Consider the following 17618-nt stretch of genomic DNA (forward strand, 5'->3'; position numbering starts at 1 on the left):
ATGAGCGGCATCGGGGAAGGACAGCGGGGACGGTCGTTGGGACGCAGTGCGCCACTACTGGGGGTGCTGCTGGTCCTGCTGGCTGGCTGGTTCGGATGGAGCGCGGTGCAGCAATGGCGCCAGGAGGCCAACGGCCAGGCGCTGGAAGCTGCGCGTGACCAGGCTGTGCAAGGCCTGCAGGAGGCCGCTGCCGGCCAGCTGAAGCAGCTGCAGCAGCAGCTGAAGAACGAGCGCGTGCAGCAGGCGCTGCAGGCCGGCGATGCCGCTGCGGCGGCACTCGCGGTCCGCGAGAGCTGGACCGGCGTCGAGCACGCCGAAGTACTGACCGCCGATCTGGCCAACGCCTACGCCGACCCGGCGACCTTCGGCTATGCCCGGTTGGCGCTGCTGGAAGCCGCATTGGCCGAGACCGGCCCCAGCCTGCGCGTGGTCCGCGATGGGGGTGGCAATCGTCTTGGCCTGGCGGCACCGGTGCCGCTGGGCAGCCTGGGCCCGGCAGTGCTCTACGTGCGCCAGCCGTTGCTGCGACTGACCTCGCCGCTGGACCAGGTGAGTGCGCCATCGGCCGGTTTCCTTGGCCTGCGCCAGGGCGCGCATGACCTCGTCGCCCAGGGCGATGCCAGCCTGGCCGAAAGTGCCGAAGCATTGGCGCGGCCAATTCCGGGTACGCCGTTGCGGCTGGTGGCCGCGGTACCCAATGTCGAACCCGGTCCGCTGGGCCTGGGTTCGCTGGCCAGCGCCATCGTTGCGCTGCTGCTGGCGTTCATCGCCGTGCTGCTGGTGGTGGGTCGCGGCCGCCTGCCCAAGACGCTGCCGCTGCCGCGCCGCGCGGCCGTGGCGGAAGCGGATCATGGCCCGACCCTGAGCGAGAGCCTGCAGATGGCGCCGCCGCCGGTGGCCGAGGCCAGCACAACTGAAAGTGCACCGCCGCCCCCGCCGCCGGTTCCGGCCGAGGAACTGGCGGCCGGTATCTTCCGCGCCTACGACATCCGCGGCGTGGTGGGCAGCCAACTGACGCCGAAGACGGCGGCGCTGATCGGCCAGGCCATCGGTACCGTGGCACTGGAGCAGGGCCTGCGCGAGGTGGTGATCGGCCGCGACGGCCGCCTGTCCGGCCCGGAACTGGCCGCAGGGTTGGCCGAGGGCCTGAGGCGCGCCGGTTGCGCGGTGATCGACATCGGCCTGGCACCGACCCCGGTCGTGTACTACGCCGCCTTCCATCTGCGCACCGGCACCTGCGTGGCGGTCACCGGCAGTCATAACCCGCCCGAGTACAACGGCTTCAAGGTGGTCATCGGCGGCGAGACGCTGTCCGGCGATGCCATCACCGATCTCTACCAGCGCATCATCGAAGGCCGCCTGGTACAGGCCGCCGAGCCGGGCGATTACCAGCAGCGCGATGTCAGTGCCGACTACATCCAGCGCATCGCCGACGACGTGCAGCTGGACCGCCCGTTGAAGGTCGTGGCCGATGCCGGCAACGGCGTCGCCGGTGCGCTCGCACCGCAGCTGCTGGAAGCGATCGGTGCTGAAGTCATTCCGCTGTACTGCGATGTCGACGGTACCTTCCCCAACCATCATCCCGACCCGAGCGAACCGGCCAACCTGGAAGACCTGGTGCAGACGGTCAAGCGCTTCGGCGCCGACCTCGGTGTCGCCTTCGATGGCGATGGCGACCGGCTGGGCGTGGTCACCGGCGAAGGCAGGATCATCTATGCCGACCGCCTGCTGATGCTGTTTGCCGCCGATGTGCTGATGCGCAACCCCGGCGCGATGGTGATCTACGACGTGAAGTGCACCGGCAAGCTGTCCGACCACGTGCTGCGCAATGGTGGCAGCCCGCTGATGTGGAAGACCGGGCATTCGCTGATGAAGGCGAAGATGCGCGAGACCGACGCCGAGCTGGCCGGCGAGATGAGCGGCCACTTCTTCTTCAAGGAGCGCTGGTTCGGTTTCGACGATGGCCTGTATGCGGCGGCGCGCCTGCTGGAGATCCTGGCCCAGCGCGAGGAGACCCCGGATGAGGTACTGGCAGAGCTGCCGGAGATGGTGGCCACGCCGGAACTGAAGGTGCCGGTGGCCGACGGTACGCCACATGCGCTGGTGGCGATGCTGGTGGCGGCGGCGCAGTCACCGGACAACCCGTATGTGGGCGGCCGCCTGTCGACCATCGACGGCCTGCGTGTGGACTTCCCCGATGGCTGGGGCCTGGTGCGTGCCTCCAATACGACGCCGGTGCTGGTGCTGCGCTTCGAGGGCAACGACGAGGCGGCACTGGAACGCATCCAGGCGCTGTTCCGCAGCCAGCTGCAACCGGTGCTGGGCGAGACCCCACTGGGGTTCTGAGGTGGGGCCGGGCTGCGCCCGGCACCCGCCGAATCAACGTCAACGTCAAAGGCCGGCTATCCGTGGGATGGCGGGGCGGTGTCGGAGTGCGGGGACGCAGCAAGTACGTCCCTGTAAGCTTGGCAGCCGCATCCATGCGGCTGACACCCCGCACTCCGACACCGCCCCACCCCTGACAATGTCCTGGAGCTGTTGGTAGGTGTCGACCTTGGTCGACACAGTAGATCCACGCCATGCGTGGATGTTCTTCCGAATTCGCTTTGGTGGGTGTCGACCTTGGTCGACACACCCTCACCCCTTGAACCGCAATCCCACGCCCGGTTCGGTGAACAGGTAGCGCGAATCCAGCGCCGAATCACCCAGCTTGTGCCGCAGCTTGCCGACCAGGATGCGCAGGTAATGGGTGTCGTGCTGGTGGGTCGGCCCCCAGATCTCCTGCAGGATCTGCGGCTGGGTCACCACGCGCCCGGCATTGCGCAGCAGCAGCGACAGCAGCGCGTATTCCTTGCGGGTCAGCGCCACCGGTTCACCATCGAGTGCCACTTCACGGCGCACCAGGTCCACATGCAGATGGCCATCGTCGAACACCGGCGGGGTGCCGTCGCTGGGCACGCTGCGCGTGCGCAGCAGCGCCCGTACCCGCGCCATCAGCTCCTGGGTACCGAAGGGTTTGGTCACGTAGTCGTTGGCGCCGTTGTCCAGCGCCCGCACCTTCTCGGTTTCGCCGGCGCGAACGGTCAGCATGATCACCGGCACCTGGCTCCATTGCCGCAGCTGCTCCAGCACCTCGTGGCCTTCCATGTCCGGCAGGCCGATGTCCAGGATCACCAGGTCCATGTCTTCGCTGGCGGCCATCTCCAGGCCTTCCTGGCCGGTCGCGGCCTGCCGTACCTGGTAGCCCTGCGCGCGCAGGCTGATATCCAGGAACCGGCGGATCTGGGTTTCATCATCGATCACCAGCACGCGCGCGGCCGGCACGCTGGCATCAATCGGGGTCGGGCTCATCGTGGGAGGCTGGCTTGAGCAGGGGCAGGGTGATGCGGATCAGGGTACCGCGACCGTCGCGTCCGGGCAGCGCCTGCACGCTGCCGCCATGCGCGCCGATCATGCCCTGGCAGATGGTCAGGCCCAGGCCGGTGCCGTGGCGGCCGCGGTCGCCGCGCTCGACGCTGTAGAACATGTCGAAGATGCGCGCACGCTCGTCATCGGGAATGCCGGGGCCGGCATCGATCACGTCGATGCGCAGCTGGCCGTCCAGCTCGCGCGCCTGCACCTGCACGGCGGCATCGGGCGGCGAGAACTTGGCCGCGTTTTCCATCACATTGAACACGGCCTGCTCGACCAGCGCCGGGTGCACCCAGATCGGCGCCAGCGTGGAGGGAATATCCAGCTCCAGCCGTACCTTGGGCTGGTAGCGCTGCAGGCGCCGCGCCGCCGAGCCGATCAGTTCGTCCACGCCGATCCAGTCGCGGTTGATCTTCAATCCTTCGTGGCCGAGGCGGGTCATGTCCAGCAGGTTCTGGATGTAGCGGTCCAGCCGTTCGCCCTCGACCAGGATGGTGTCCAGCAGGGCACGGCGATCGGCTGTATCCATCGCCGTACCGTAGCTGGCCAGGCTGTCGGCCGAACCGATCATCGCCGCCAGCGGCGAGCGCAGATCGTGCGATACCGAAGAGAGCAGGGCCGAGCGCAATCGCTCGGTCTCGTTGCTGACGTGGGCCTGTTCCAGTTCGGCCACCAGCCGCGTGCGCAGCGCGGCCTGCGCGATGTCATCCACCATCGCTTCGGCCAGCTGCCGCTGCTCGGGCAGCAGGCGCGCCTGCGCGCCGGGCAGGTACAGGCCGGCCACGCCGATCGCGCGGTCTTCGCCATCCAGCAGCGGCAGGAACCACCATTGCGCGCCGGCCAGAGTGTCGGTGAAGCGGCCGCTGGGCTGGCCGTGGCGCAGCGCCCAGTCGGCGGCGGCCAGATCGGTATCGCCAGGCTGGCTGCGGCCACCGGTTGCGGTATCGGCGCCGATCCGCAGCCACGCCGGCACGTCCATGGCCTGTTCCAGTGCATGCCGACCCGCCTGCGCCACCTCTCCGTTGCCGGCGGCACTGGCCAGCTGGCGGCCCAACTGCTGGCGCGCACGCGCATGGCGGTTGGCGGCACGCAGCGCGATCACCTGCATGCGCAGGCGCGAGGCCAGGCGTCCGGCCACCAGCGCGGCGGCCAGGAACAGGAACACGGTGATCACGCCCTGGCGCGCGCCGATGGCGAAGGTGAAGCGTGGCGCGATGAACAGGAAGTTGTAGGCCAGGAAGCACAGGATCGCCGCCATCACCGCCACGCTGGCGCGGGTGCGCGCCGCCACCAGCACCACCGCGACGATGAACACCATCGACAGGTCGGCCATGCCCACCCAGTGTTCGGCCAGCCACGCCACCGCACAGGCCAGCGCGGTAGCGATCAGGGCTTGTGCCGGTTCATGACTGATACCGCGCATTGGCGGCAGCAGGCTCTCGCGGCGCGAGCGTGCGCGTGCCTGCGGTGTGCTGATGATGGTGATCTCGTAATGCGCGCCACGCTGGATCAGCTGCTGGGTCAGGGTGCGGTTGAACATCCGTGCCAGTGGACGTTCGCGGGTCCGGCCCAGCACCAGGGTCGACACGCCGTTGTGTGCGGCATGGTCGAGCAGGGCATCGGCGATGCTCGATCCATGCAGCAGTTCGGCGTCGCCGCCCAGGCGCCTTGCCAGCGCAAAGGCCGCATCGATCTCGCGCCGGGTCGCCTCGTCCTGGCGCCGGCCCTGCACGGTCACTACCGTCCACGGCGCGTCACGGCGCTCTGCGATGCGCCGCGCCACGCGCACCAGGTATTCGCTCTGGCCGCCGCCATCAATGGCCACCAGAACGCCGCGACGCAGGGGCAGATTGCCTTCGCCACGCGCGGCGCGGGTTTCGCGCAGGCTGCTGTCGACGCGGTCGGCGGCCTCCTGCATCGCCAGTTCGCGCAGCGCGGTCAGGTTGGCCGGTGAGAAGAACGCCTGCAGTGCCTGTGCGGCCTGTTCGGGCACATAGACCTTGCCCTGCTGCAGGCGCGCGATCAGTTCGCGCGGCGGCAGGTCCACCAGCACGATGTCGTGCAGTCGGTCGAGCACACCGTCCGGCACGGTCTCGCTGACGCGTACGCCGGTGATGCGCATCACCACATCGTTGAGGCTTTCCAGATGCTGGATGTTGACCGTGGTCCAGACGTCAATGCCGGCGTCCAGCAGCTCCATCACGTCCTGCCAGCGGCGCTCATGGCGGCTGCCCGGCGCGTTGCGATGGGCCAGTTCATCCACCAGTACCAGCGCTGGGTGCCGCGCGAGCACGGCATCCAGGTCCATCTCCTGCAGGGTGTGGCCGTGGTAGGCCACCGCTTTCAGCGACAGCTGCGGCAGGCCCTCCAGCAGCGCCTGGGTATCGGCGCGGCCGTGGGTTTCCACCAGCCCGACCACCAGGTCAACGCCGCGGCGCAGCTGTTCCTGCGCGCGGGTCAGCATGGTGTAGGTCTTGCCCACGCCCGGCGCCGCGCCGAGGAACACGGTCAGCTTGCCGCCGGCTTCGCGTTGCAGGCCTTCGACCAGGGCATCGGCCTGGCGGGTACGCGCATCAGTCATGGGTGCCGCTGTCATGCCCGCCATTGTGCGCGCAGCCGGTGCAGGCCGGCATCACGGCGCCTTGGCCGCGTGGTCCAGCGCGAAGTTCAGCGTCACCACGTTCACCCGCGGCTGGCCGAACAGGCCCCACTGGCGGCCTTCGGTATGCGCCTGCACCAGCGCTTGTACGCGCGCCACCGGCAGGCCACGGGCACGCGCTACGCGTGCCACCTGCAGCTGAGCCGCCGCCGGCGACAGCTGCGGATCCAGGCCGCCTGCGGACTGGGTGACCAGATCCGCAGGCACCTGCGCCGGCGCGACACCTTCGCGTGCGGCTACCGCAGCCGTGCTGGCAGCCACGCGCTCGGCCAGTGCCGGGTTGCTGCGCGCCATGTTGGAACCGGCCGCGGCCATCGGGTCGTAGTTGGCGGCCGACGGGCGCGCCTGGAAGTAGCCGTCACCGGTGAACGGCTGCGACAGCCATGCCGAGCCGCGTACCTGGCCGTTGCCATCGCGCAGCAGGCTGCCCTCGGCCTGGGTCGGGTAGGCCAGGCCGGCGAAGCCGGTGGCGATGCCGGCGTAGACCGCGCCGGCCAGCAGCAGGGTGGCCAGGCCCAGGCCGATCGCCGGGCGCCAGCTTGCGCCATCCTGCAGGCTGGCCACGCGGGCCTCGGCCTTCTGTTCGCGCGGAAGGGAAGACGAAGTGGAAACAGTACGGTTCATGCGCCGAATACCAGGACAAGAAGGAGGTCGATCGCCTTGATTGCCGCGAACGGCAGCAGCACGCCGCCGAGGCCGTACACCAGCATGTTCCGGCGCAGCAGCGCCGTTGCGGTGGCCGGGCGGAAGCGCACGCCACGCAGGGCGAGCGGAATCAGGGCGGGAATCACCAGGGCGTTGAAGATCAGTGCTGCCAGCACCGCGTTGCGCGGGCTCGACAGCTGCATCACGTTCAGTGCGGCCATGGTCGGCACCGCGGCGGCGAACAGCGCCGGCAGGATCGCGAAGTACTTGGAGACGTCGTTGGCCAGCGAGAAGGTGGTCAGCGCGCCGCGGGTGATCAGCTGCTGCTTGCCCACTTCCACCACCGCCAGCAGCTTGGCCGGGTCCGAATCCAGGTCGACCATGTTGCCGGCCTCTTTCGCCGCCTGCGTGCCGGAGTTCATCGCCAGGCCGATGTCGGCCTGGGCCAGCGCCGGGGCGTCGTTGGTACCGTCGCCGACCATCGCCACCAGGCGGCCACCGGCCTGCTCCTGGCGGATGCGCGCCAGCTTGTCTTCCGGCCGCGCTTCGGCGATGTAGTCGTCCACACCGGCCTCGGCAGCGATGGCGGCGGCGGTCAGCGGGTTGTCACCGGTGATCATCACCGTGCGGATGCCCATCGCCCGCAGCTGCGCGAACTTCTCGCGCATGCCGTGCTTGACCACGTCCGACAGCTCGATCACGCCCAGCACGTGGCGGCCCTCGGCCACCACCAGCGGGGTGGCGCCGTTGCGCGCGACCTGCTCGACACGACCGGCCAGCTCGGCCGGCACGTTGCCGCCCAGCACCTGCACGTGGGCACGGATCGCATCGGCGGCACCCTTGCGGATCTGCCGCCCATGTTCCAGGTCCACGCCGGACATGCGGGTCTGGGCAGTGAAGGCCAGGTAGTCGGCATGGTCCGGTTCGGCGGTGGCGCAGCCCTGTTCGCGCGCCAGGCGCACGATCGACTTGCCTTCCGGGGTCGGGTCGGCCAGCGAAGACAGCAGCGCCGCTTCACGCAGCTGGCTGGCATCGATACCGGCCAACGGATGGAAGTGGCTGGCCTGGCGGTCGCCGTAGGTGATGGTGCCGGTCTTGTCCAGCAGCAGCACGTCGACGTCGCCGGCCACCTCCACCGCCTTGCCCGACTTGGCCAGCACATTGGCGGCCAGCGCACGGTTCATGCCGGCGATGCCGATGGCCGGCAGCAGCCCGCCGATGGTGGTCGGGATCAGGCACACCAGCAGCGCGATCAGCAACAGCGGGTCGACCTTGACGCCCACGGAGGCGCCGATCGCAGGCAGCGTCGCCACCACCACCAGGAAGGTCAGCGTCATCGCCGCCAGCAGCAGGGTCAGCGCGATCTCGTTCGGGGTCTTCTGGCGGTTGGCACCCTCCACCAGGGCAATCATCCGGTCCAGGAAGCTGTGGCCCGGCTCGGCGGTCACCCGCACGATGATCTGGTCGGACAGCACCTTGGTGCCGCCGATCACACCGGAACGGTCGGTGCCAGCCTCGCGCAGCACCGGTGCCGATTCGCCGGTCACCGCCGCTTCGTTGATGGTGGCCAGGCCCTGCACGATCTCGCCGTCGGCCGGCACCAGCTCACCGGCACTGACGATCACATGGTCGCCCGGGCGCAGTTCGGCGGCGGGTACCTGGGTTTCGGCCGCGCCCGGCTGCGGCGCAGCCAGCCGGCGCGCCACCAGATCCTGGCGGGCACGGCGCAGCGAGGCGGCCTGGCCACGGCCGCGGGCTTCGGCCACGGCCTCGGCGAAGTTGCCGAACAGCACGGTCACCAGCAGGATCGCGGTCACCGCCAGGCCGAAGCCCAGCGGTGCATTGCCGGTCAGGGTGACGATCGCTGCCACGATCGTGCCGGCCATCACCACCGCCATCACCGGGCTGCGCACCAGATGCATCGGCGACAGCTTGCGCACCGCCTCGATCAGCGCACGGCGCAGGCCGGCGGCATCGAGCAGGGCAGGGCGCGGCGCATGGGAAGTACGGGTTGAACTTGCATGACTACTCATGGGGGTGTCCTCAGTGCAGTCCCAGGCTCAGGTGGTCGGCAATCGGGCCGAGTACCAGCGCCGGCATGAACTGCAGCACGGTCAGGATGACGATCACCGAGACCAGGGTCAGGGCGAAGGTCGGCGTTTCGATCTGCAGGCTGCCGGCAGACTCCGGCGCCTGGCGCTTGGCGGCCAGCTGTGCGGCCACCACCAGCGGGATGATCAGCAGTGGGAAGCGGCCCAGCAGCAGCACCAGCGAGCAGCTCAGGTTCCACCACAGCGTGGCGTCACCCAGCCCTTCGAAGCCCGAACCGTTGTTGGCATAGGCCGAGACGTATTCGTAGAAGACCTGGCTGATGCCATGGAAGCCAGGGTTGGACGTGCCCGCCAGGCCGGGTACGGCCAGGGTGATCGCGGTGAACACCAGCAGGGTGATCGGCTGCAGCAGCACCAGCAGGGCCAACAGGCGGACCTGTGGCGTCTCCAGCTTGCGGCCGAACAGTTCCGGCGTGCGCCCGGTCATCAACCCGGCCAGGAACACGCCCAGCAGCAGGTACACGATGAACTGCTGCAGGCCACAACCGATGCCGCCCCAGATCGCGCTGACCAGCATGTTGACCATCGCGATGCCGCCACTGAGCGGCGCCAGCGAATCGTGCATGCCGTTGACCGAGCCGTTCGAGACCTGGGTGGTCACCGCCGCCCACAGCGCAGTGCCGTCGGCACCGAAGCGCACCTCTTTGCCTTCCATCAGCAACGGCGTGGCGGCGCTGGCGCTATGCCCTTCGCTCCACATCATCGCGCCGGTGGACAGCAGCGACATGCCCAGCATGCAACTGAACACCAGGGCGCCGAAGCGGCGCCGGCCGGTGAACGCGCCGATCATGAAGATCACCGCCATCGGCACCAGCAGGATGCCGACGATCTCCAGCGCGTTCGACAGCGGGGTCGGGTTCTCCAGCGGGAAGCTGCTGTTCGGGCCGTACCAGCCGCCACCGTTGGCACCCAGCTGCTTGGCCGCGACCATTGCCGCCACCGGGCCCAACGGCAGCTTCTGTACGGCCATGCCGGCACTGGCATCGATCGGTGTGGCCTGTGGGCCACTGGCCATCGTCGATGGCACGCCCTGGCTGGTCAGCACCAGCGTCCACACCAGGCACAGCGGCAGCAGGAAGCGCACGCACAGGCGCACCACGTCCACGTAGTAGTTGCCTACCGCCACCTGGCGGTCATCGCCGCTGCCGGTGGCCGCCGCAGTCTGCGGCGCACGCGAGAACAACGCGCGCAGCGTGGCCACCGCCAGCGCCAGGCCCATCATCGGCGTCACCACCTGCAGGCCGGTGATGCCGGTCATCTGCGAGAGGTAGGACAGCTGCGCCTGGCCCGAATAGTGCTGCTGGTTGGTGTTGGTCAGGAACGAGATCATCGTGTGCAGCGCGGTGTCCCAGCGCATGTTCGGGATCTGATCCGGATTCAGCGGCAGCCAGGCCTGGGTCATGAACACCGCCTGGGTCAGTACCGCGACCACCACGTTGCTCAGTACGAAGGCCAGCACGTAGCCGCGCCAGGACATCGAGCGCGATGGATCGACGCCGAACACCCTGTACAGCGGCTTCTCGATCCAGTGGAACAGCACGTCGACCTTCATCGGCGTGCCACGCATCACGCGGGCCAGGTACAGGCCCAGCGGCCACGCCAGCAGCAGGCTGGCGGCAATAATCACAAGCATCTCAGTCATGGCCGGCTCCGCTCAGAACGACTCGGGCCGCAGCACGACATAAAGAAGATAGGCGGCGGCGACCAGCACCAGCACGCCACACAACAACGACAGCCAGGGGGACATTGCAATAGCGTCCTGGTGGAACCCCTCCACCTCAGGTCGTCATCGTCGTCCTGCCGCCCATAAACGCACTACGCGCCGGACCGGGCCGACGCGTAAAGAGTGCATAAATTTCGTGGGCCAGGCCGTAACCAGGCCACGGGTAGCGCCGGGCCATGCCCGGCGGCAGGAGCGTCGTCAGCCCGCCGGGGCAGCCGGTGCCACGCCCTTCAGCTCGCGATAGCGCTGCAGGGTGCTTTCAATTTCGGCCTTCAACGCCTGCTGCTGCTGCAGGAACCCGGCCTGCAGGCGCTGCTGCGCCTGCAGCTGCACGTGCCGCTGGCGGATCGCCTCGGCCTGCTTGTCGGCCACCTTGGCGCCGGCCAGTTCGCGATCACCGGCGGCCGACAGCAGGGCCACCAGCGACTCACGCAGGCTGGTGACGTTGTACTCGGCCGTCTTCAAGTTGTTGTCCAGCACTTCCTGGCGCTCGGCGAACACCCGGCGCAGGTCGTCCTCGCTGCCATAGGTGGTCAGCATCGCCTGCTCGGTGCGCTGGCGGGTCTGCTCGGCCATCAGATCCAGCTGCTGCTGCGCGGCCACCGTGCTGGCGGCGGCACGCTCTTCGTCGGTCAACGCGCGCTGGACCTGCGCATTGCGCAGGCCACTTTTCGCGTTGAATTCCTCGCGGGCATGGTTGACCGCATCGGCCGGCAGCGAATCACTGCAGATCCGCTCCTTGCCCTCGTTCCAGCAGTACAGCTTCTTCTCCACCTTGTCGCCACCCCGCGACTGCGCCGGCAGCGTGAACGGCATGGCCAGCAGCAGGCCGGCAAAGAGAACAGCAGGAACTCGGGACATGACCTTTCCCCTGGTCGGTCAGCGGATCGAACGGACGCCGTACTGGGCCCGGTAGGCTTCCAGCGGCTGCCGGTAGCCCACAAGTTCCGGGTTGCCGGAGGCGAAATCAAGCAGATCGGCCAGCGATGCCACGGCGATCACCGGAATGCCGGCCTCCTCGGCCACCGACTGCGCCGCCGAACGGCGATCGGTTTCCGAAGCGATCTCCTGGCGGTCAAGCGCCACCACGATGCCGGCCGGGGTGCCACCGGCAGCGCGAATGATGCCCAGCGCTTCGCGGATCGCGGTACCGGCGGTGATCACGTCGTCGACGATCAGCACGCGCTTGCCATTCATGTCGGCGCCGATCAGCTGGCCGCCTTCGCCATGGTCCTTGGCTTCCTTGCGGTTGAACGACAGCGGCAGGTCGCGGCCACGCTGGGCCAGCTCACAGGCCATCGCGGTGGCCAGCGGGATGCCCTTGTAGGCCGGGCCGAACACCACGTCGTACTTGATTCCGGTGGCATCGATGGCATCGGCGTAGCAGGCGCCAAGCTGCGACAGCAGCGAACCGGAGTCGAAACGACCGGCGTTGAAGAAATAGGGGCTCAGCCGGCCGGACTTGAGGGTGAACTGGCCGAAGCGCAGGGCGTCGGCGGTCAGGGCCAGCTGCAGGAAACGGTGGCGGTGGTCGCTCATCAAAACTCGATTCATCTTCATTTGGAGCATAAATCCTAATCCAGCTGGGCGTTTCGCGCTCGTCCGGACCCGTGTGAAGGGCGTCGCGGCCTGGCCGGGCAGACTGCGCAGCCCCGCGGGCAACCGGTATGCTTGCCCGGTTTCCTGTCGTAGGTCCCTTGCATGCGCATCATCAGTTTCAACGCCAATGGCATCCGTTCCGCCGCGACCAAGGGCTTCCTCGACTGGTTCCGTGCCCAGGACGCCGACGTCCTGTGCATCCAGGAGACCAAGGCCCAGGAAGACCAGCTGACCGACCCGATGTTCCGTCCAGACGGGCACCACTGCTTCTATCGCGACGCCATCACCAAGAAGGGCTACAGCGGCGTGGCGATCTACAGCAAGCGCGAGCCGGATCAGGTCATCACCTCGCTGGGCTGGGCGCCGTTCGACGACGAAGGCCGCTACATCGAGGCGCGCTACGGCAACCTCAGCGTGGTCTCCTTCTACATCCCGTCCGGCAGCTCGGGCGACCTGCGCCAGGGCTTCAAGTTCGAAGTGATGGAATGGCTGCGGCCGATCCTGGAGGAGTGGGCGCGCAGCGGCCGCGACTACGTGCTGTGCGGCGACTGGAACATCGTGCGTTCGGCGCTGGACATCAAGAACTGGAAGTCCAACCAGAAGAATTCCGGCTGCCTGCCGGAGGAGCGCGACTGGCTCAACGCCCTGTGCGCCGACCACGGCCAGGCCACCGATGTCGCCGCCGGCCGTGGCTGGGCCGATGCCTACCGCCTGCTCAACCCCACCGGCGAGGATTACACCTGGTGGAGCAACCGCGGCGCCGCCCGTGCGAACAACGTCGGTTGGCGTATCGACTACCAGTTCATCACTCCGGGCCTGCGCGACAAACTGCGTAGTTGTTCGATCTACCGCGACGAGCGCTTCTCCGACCACGCCCCGTTCACCGTGGACTACGACCTGTGACCGAGGCCGCCAAGCCGCGCCGACCGTGGCAGCAGGTGGTTTCCAACCTGAGCCAGCGCAAGGTGCTGGCGATGCTGCTGCTCGGTTTCAGTTCGGGCCTGCCCATCTATCTGGTGGGCAACACGCTCGGCTTCTGGATGCGCAAGGAAGGCATCGAGCTGAGCACGATCGGTTTCCTGTCATGGGTCGGGCTGGCCTACACCATGAAGTTCCTGTGGGCGCCGATCGTCGACAAGACCGACGTGCCTCTGTTCGGTCGTTTCGGCCGCCGCCGCGGCTGGATGCTGCTGTCGCAGCTGGTCGTAGTGGTGGGCCTTGTCGGCATGGCGCTGGTCCAGCCCAAGGGCGGCCAGATCCAGTTCCTGGGCATCGCCTGGCAGCACATCGTCGTGTTCGGCGTAATGGCCGTGATCGTGGCGTTTGCTTCGGCCACCCAGGACATCGTCATCGATGCCTGGCGCATTGAAAGTGCTGACAACAGCGAGCAGCTTGGCCTGCTGACCTCATCCTCGGCATTGGGCTACCGCACTGCCTTGCTGGTCACCGATGCGCTGATCCTGATCATCGCGGCCCGTGTTGGCTGGCAGGTCTCCTACGAGATCATGGCCGTGCTGATGGCGCTTGGCGTGGTAGCCGTGGTCATGGCCCGTGAACCCGCGCGGGAAGTGGCTGCCGTGCAGGCACAGGCGACCTCCCTGTGGACGCCGCGCGGCCTGTTCGACGCCGTGGCGGGGCCGTTCATCGCCTTCGTCCGCGAGCATCGCAGCGGCGCGATCCTGATCCTGGTGGCCATCAGCGTTTATCGCATGGCCGACTTCGTCATGGGGCCGATGGCCAACCCCTTCTATGTCGATCTCGGCCTGGACGAGGACACCGTGGGCGCCGTGCGTGGCTCGGTGGGCCTGGTCGCGACCTTCGTCGGCATTGCTGCGGCGGGCCTGGTCTCGGTTCGCTGGGGGGTGCTGGCGGCGCTGATGGTGGGTGCCGTGCTGGGGCCGGCCTCCAACCTGGCATTTGCCTGGCTGGCCTATTCGGGCCCAGACACGACCCATTTTGCTGTGGCCATGGCCATCGACAACTTCGCCAGCGGTTTCGCCGGTACGGCGCTGATCGCCTATATGTCCAGCCTGACCAGCATCGGATACACCGCAACCCAGTACGCGCTGCTGAGTTCGTTCTACGCGATGCCCGGCAAGGCGCTCAAGGGGCTCTCGGGGTGGTCGGTACAGACGCTCGCACAGGGCCGGACGCTGCTGGAAGGCTACGCGCTGTTCTTCGTCGGTACCGCGCTGGTGGCGATCCCGGTGGTGATCCTCTGCGCCCTGCTGATCCTGCAGCAGCGCCGTCGCCAGGCCTCCAGCTCGACCTGATTGCCTGCCCGTCCGGTCTGCGGGATCATCGCCCCGACGCGCCGAGGGGGCGGTGCCTTGCGAACGGGGAAGCGAGCATGGCCGACGTTGTGCTGCGGGACCTGGACCCGCTGCTGCTGGAACGCATCAAACGCGTCGCGGTCGCCCGCGGCTGGACCCACGAACAGACCTGCGCCGCTTTGCTGGAGCAGGGCCTGTTCAGCAGTGAACTGGAGGTCCGCTCCGGCTTCGGTGATCCCGAAGTGGACGCGCTCTCCGACGCCATCGCCGCCCTGCAGGCCTTGCCCGCAGGGCAGGGCTTCGATTAGCGGCCGCGCCGCAATGCTGTAGAGCCGAGCCCACGCTCGGCTGCCCGGTAGATCCACGCCATGCGTGGATGACGCCACCTCACGCCAGGTGAATCGCCCCGAGGATCCGCGGCCCCTTGGCCCCGGTCACGCTCGGCAGGTTGCCGGCCAGCCCGTCCATCGTCCGCTGCGCCAGCCACGCAAAGCCCATGGCCTCCACGTACTCCGGGTCCAGCCCGTGCACCGCGCTGGATTCCACCTGCACCCCCGGCAGCCGCGCCGCCAGCCGTTTCATCAGCTGCCGGTTGCGTACGCCGCCACCACAGACCAGCAGGCGCCGGGTCTGTGGCTGCTGCGCCAGCAGCGCATCGGCCACGGTTGCCACGGTCAGCTCCAGCAGGGTGGCCTGCACATCGGCGGCAGCGTATTGGCCTTCGCCCATGTGCACCTCGGCCCAGGCCAGGTGGAACTGCTCACGGCCGGTGCTCTTCGGCGGTGGCAGCGCGAACCACGGGTCCGAGCGCCAGCCGGCCAGCAGGCCCTCGTCTACCGCGCCACTGGCAGCGTACGCACCATCGGCATCGAAGGTGCGGCCGGTATGGCGCTGGCACCAGGCATCCATCAGCGCGTTGGCCGGGCCGGTATCGAAGCCGCGCACTGCGCCTTCGCGCGGGATCAGGGTCAGGTTGGCGATGCCGCCCAGGTTCAGCACCGCACGGTCCTCATCGGCGGCGCCCAGCATGCCCAGGTGGAAGGCCGGCATCAGCGGCGCACCATGGCCCCCGGCGGCCACGTCACGGCGGCGGAAGTCGGATACCGTGGTGATCCCGGTCAGCTCGGCGATGCGGTTGCCATCGCCCAGCTGCACGGTGAAGGCGGGGGTGGCCAGCGGGCGATGGCGCACGGTCTGGCCGTGCGAGCCGATCGCGCGGACCTGGCTGCGGTCCACGCCGGCCTCGGCCAGCAGTTGATTGGCGGCTTCGGCGAAGTTGATCGCGATCCGGGCGTCCAGCTCGCCCAGCTCCTCCAGCGAGTCCAGCGGTCCGCCTTCGCCCAGCGCCACCAGCCGCGCACGCAGCACAGGCTCCCAGCGGGCGGTCAGCCCGTGCACGAAGCGGCAGCCTCCGCCAGCGGGGAACTGCACCAGCGCGGCATCGATGCCGTCGGCGCTGGTGCCCGACATCAGGCCAAGGTACAGGGGGACGTCAGCGTCGGCAGTCGTGTTCATGGCGGGCATAAAAAAAGGACGCGGCAAGCTTGTGCTGCCGCGTCCTTCTTCGTCAACGCAGGGGTTCAGCCGCGCTTGCGGCCGGTCGCCTGCTTGTCCTTGGCGCTGGCCACCTCGGGGGCGGCCTCGTCGCGGCTGGTCGGTGCCGGGCTGGCGTCGGCGTAGATCAGCTTCTCCATGCCCTGGATGCGGGCCATCGCCGGTGCGGTCTGCGCGCGGAAGGCGACCAGCTCGGCGCCCTTCAGCGGCTCCGGCGGCGGCATGGTCACGGTCAGCGGATTGCGGTGCTCGCCGTTGACGCGGAATTCGTAGTGCAGATGCGGGCCGGTGGCCAGGCCGGTCGAGCCGACATAGCCGATCACCGTGCCCTGGGCCACGCGCTGGCCGGTCTTGATGTTCGCAAAGCGCGACATGTGCCCGTACAGGGTGGTGTGGCCGCGGCCGTGGTCGAGGATCACGACGTTGCCGTAGCCGCGCTGCACGCCGGCGAACTGCACGCGGGCATCGCCGGCGGCCATGATCGGGGTGCCGGTGCGCGCAGCGTAGTCCACGCCCTTGTGCATGCGCATCTTGCCCAGCACCGGGTGCTTGCGCGCGCCGAAAGTCGAGCTCAGCCGCGCGAACGGGATCGGCATGCGGATGAAGCTCTTCTTCAGCGAACGGCCGTTGATGTCGTAGTACTCGGACTTGCCGTTGCGGTCGAAGCGGAAGCCGGAATAGGTCTTGCCACCGGTGGTGAAGGTCGCCGCCAGGATCTTGCTGGTGTCCACCTTCTCGCCTTCGCGCCAGGTTTCATCCATCACCACGCTGAAGCGGTCGCCCGGCTGCAGGTCCTTCGAGAAGTCGATGTCGTACTTGAAGATGTCGTCGGTCATCGTCGCGATCGCCGACGGCGACAGCCCGGCGCGTCGGGCCGCGGCATACAGTGAACTGGTGATCTCGCCGCTGGTGACCACGGTGCGCGTGGAGGTCTCGCGCTGGGTCACCTTCTCCTTGATGTCGTCGCCGGTCAGGCTCAGTTCCACCCGGTTGTCGGCATCGCGGTCGAAACGGATGCTGCGCAGGTCACCGGACAGCGGCATGTCGAAGGCGATCTCGGCGCCCGGGCGGAGCTTGGTCAGCGCCTCGCGTGCACCGGGGTGGTCCAGCACCCGGTGCAGGGTGGTGGCCGGGATGCCCGCCTTGTCGAACAGATCGCTCAGGGTCTGGCCGCGCTCCACGCGCAGCACCTGCCAGCTGTCACCGGGCACCTGCTGCTGGCGGGCCATGGTCAGCGGCGGCAACGGCAGTGCCAGGCTGGTATGGCTGTCGGCAAAGGGGGCGTCGATGGTGTGCGAGAAGCCCGGGACGATCGTTGCCACCAGGGCGCCGATGGTCGCGAACAGGCTGGCGTGCATCCAATGGCGGCGGGTCCAGCGCTCATTGAAGGCGGCGGGAAGATGTTGCCTGAGCTTCCGATGCAGGGCGTTGTCGTGCAGGACGTGGAGGCGTTCCTGGAAGCGCTGCTTGCGTGCGCGGCCTTGTTCGGAATTGTGCATCGGCGGTTTTTTCCTGGCAGCCCGGGAGCGCGGGCCTGATCGCCGGTTACCATAGACACCTGAGAAAACCGCGTCAAACCCTTGTGCCCATTGGCTTTTGTGAAGCCAATCGGGTTAACTTTGCTTTAACACCCCACACAAGAA

14 protein-coding genes are annotated in these 17618 nt (G+C 68.3%); 4 read left to right on the top strand and 10 right to left on the bottom strand.

What is annotated here, in order from left to right; all coding sequences use genetic code 11:
* A complete protein-coding gene (locus M1L61_RS01610) occupies positions 1 to 2346 on the top strand; it encodes a phosphomannomutase/phosphoglucomutase (protein ID WP_049412124.1) in 2346 nt (781 codons plus the stop codon).
* A gap of 291 nt (positions 2347 to 2637) precedes the next feature.
* Here M1L61_RS01610 and M1L61_RS01615 read toward each other — a convergent pair whose 3' ends face one another.
* From M1L61_RS01615 to pyrE, 8 genes are all read right to left on the bottom strand, one after another.
* The gene (locus M1L61_RS01615) at positions 2638 to 3351 is read right to left on the bottom strand and encodes a response regulator transcription factor (RefSeq protein WP_019338804.1); all 714 of its coding nucleotides are present in this window, start codon (positions 3349 to 3351) and stop codon (positions 2638 to 2640) included.
* Positions 3332 to 5992 (bottom strand): sensor histidine kinase KdpD, encoded by a 2661-nt coding sequence (locus M1L61_RS01620; protein WP_010486887.1) that lies wholly within the window; start codon positions 5990 to 5992, stop codon positions 3332 to 3334. The genes M1L61_RS01615 and M1L61_RS01620 overlap by 20 nt, the downstream gene beginning before the upstream one ends.
* 51 nt (positions 5993 to 6043) lie before the next feature.
* Positions 6044 to 6694: a potassium-transporting ATPase subunit KdpC gene (kdpC, locus tag M1L61_RS01625; RefSeq protein WP_049412120.1), complete on the bottom strand. Its 651-nt coding sequence runs from the start codon at positions 6692 to 6694 to the stop codon at positions 6044 to 6046.
* Complete coding sequence (gene kdpB / locus M1L61_RS01630) at positions 6691 to 8748, bottom strand: potassium-transporting ATPase subunit KdpB (RefSeq protein ID WP_248854232.1); 2058 nt, start codon at positions 8746 to 8748, stop codon at positions 6691 to 6693. Before kdpB ends, kdpC begins: the two co-directional genes overlap by 4 nt.
* A 10-nt stretch (positions 8749 to 8758) precedes the next feature.
* The gene (gene kdpA, locus M1L61_RS01635; protein ID WP_248854233.1) at positions 8759 to 10468 is read right to left on the bottom strand and encodes a potassium-transporting ATPase subunit KdpA; all 1710 of its coding nucleotides are present in this window, start codon (positions 10466 to 10468) and stop codon (positions 8759 to 8761) included.
* A gap of 12 nt (positions 10469 to 10480) precedes the next feature.
* Positions 10481 to 10573, bottom strand: a complete 93-nt coding sequence (locus M1L61_RS01640) for a potassium-transporting ATPase subunit F (protein ID WP_005407770.1) — start codon at positions 10571 to 10573, stop codon at positions 10481 to 10483.
* Positions 10574 to 10747: 174 nt separating this feature from the next.
* Positions 10748 to 11410 carry a hypothetical protein gene (locus tag M1L61_RS01645; protein WP_010486878.1) on the bottom strand — a complete coding sequence of 221 codons (663 nt, stop codon included), beginning with the start codon at positions 11408 to 11410 and terminating at the stop codon, positions 10748 to 10750.
* 18 nt (positions 11411 to 11428) lie between these two features.
* A complete protein-coding gene (gene pyrE, locus M1L61_RS01650) occupies positions 11429 to 12088 on the bottom strand; it encodes an orotate phosphoribosyltransferase (protein ID WP_010486876.1) in 660 nt (219 codons plus the stop codon).
* 162 nt (positions 12089 to 12250) lie between these two features.
* Between pyrE and M1L61_RS01655 the strand changes: the two genes are divergently transcribed.
* From M1L61_RS01655 to M1L61_RS01665, 3 genes are all read left to right on the top strand, one after another.
* A complete protein-coding gene (locus M1L61_RS01655; RefSeq protein WP_005420469.1) occupies positions 12251 to 13051 on the top strand; it encodes an exodeoxyribonuclease III in 801 nt (266 codons plus the stop codon).
* The gene (locus tag M1L61_RS01660; RefSeq protein WP_224328885.1) at positions 13048 to 14421 is read left to right on the top strand and encodes an MFS transporter; all 1374 of its coding nucleotides are present in this window, start codon (positions 13048 to 13050) and stop codon (positions 14419 to 14421) included. The genes M1L61_RS01655 and M1L61_RS01660 overlap by 4 nt, the downstream gene beginning before the upstream one ends.
* A gap of 77 nt (positions 14422 to 14498) precedes the next feature.
* Positions 14499 to 14729, top strand: a complete 231-nt coding sequence (locus M1L61_RS01665; protein ID WP_005407775.1) for a hypothetical protein — start codon at positions 14499 to 14501, stop codon at positions 14727 to 14729.
* Positions 14730 to 14808: 79 nt separating this feature from the next.
* On the opposite strand, the gene M1L61_RS01670 is transcribed toward M1L61_RS01665, so the two are convergent.
* Positions 14809 to 15936, bottom strand: coding sequence for an anhydro-N-acetylmuramic acid kinase (locus tag M1L61_RS01670; RefSeq protein WP_109815133.1), 1128 nt, complete (start codon positions 15934 to 15936; stop codon positions 14809 to 14811).
* 65 nt (positions 15937 to 16001) lie between these two features.
* Positions 16002 to 17474, bottom strand: a complete 1473-nt coding sequence (locus M1L61_RS01675) for a peptidoglycan DD-metalloendopeptidase family protein (RefSeq protein ID WP_010486866.1) — start codon at positions 17472 to 17474, stop codon at positions 16002 to 16004.
* Positions 17475 to 17618 lie beyond the last annotated feature (144 nt).

The sequence above is a fragment of the Stenotrophomonas sp. NY11291 genome, assembly GCF_023277365.1.
GTDB lineage: Bacteria > Pseudomonadota > Gammaproteobacteria > Xanthomonadales > Xanthomonadaceae > Stenotrophomonas > Stenotrophomonas geniculata.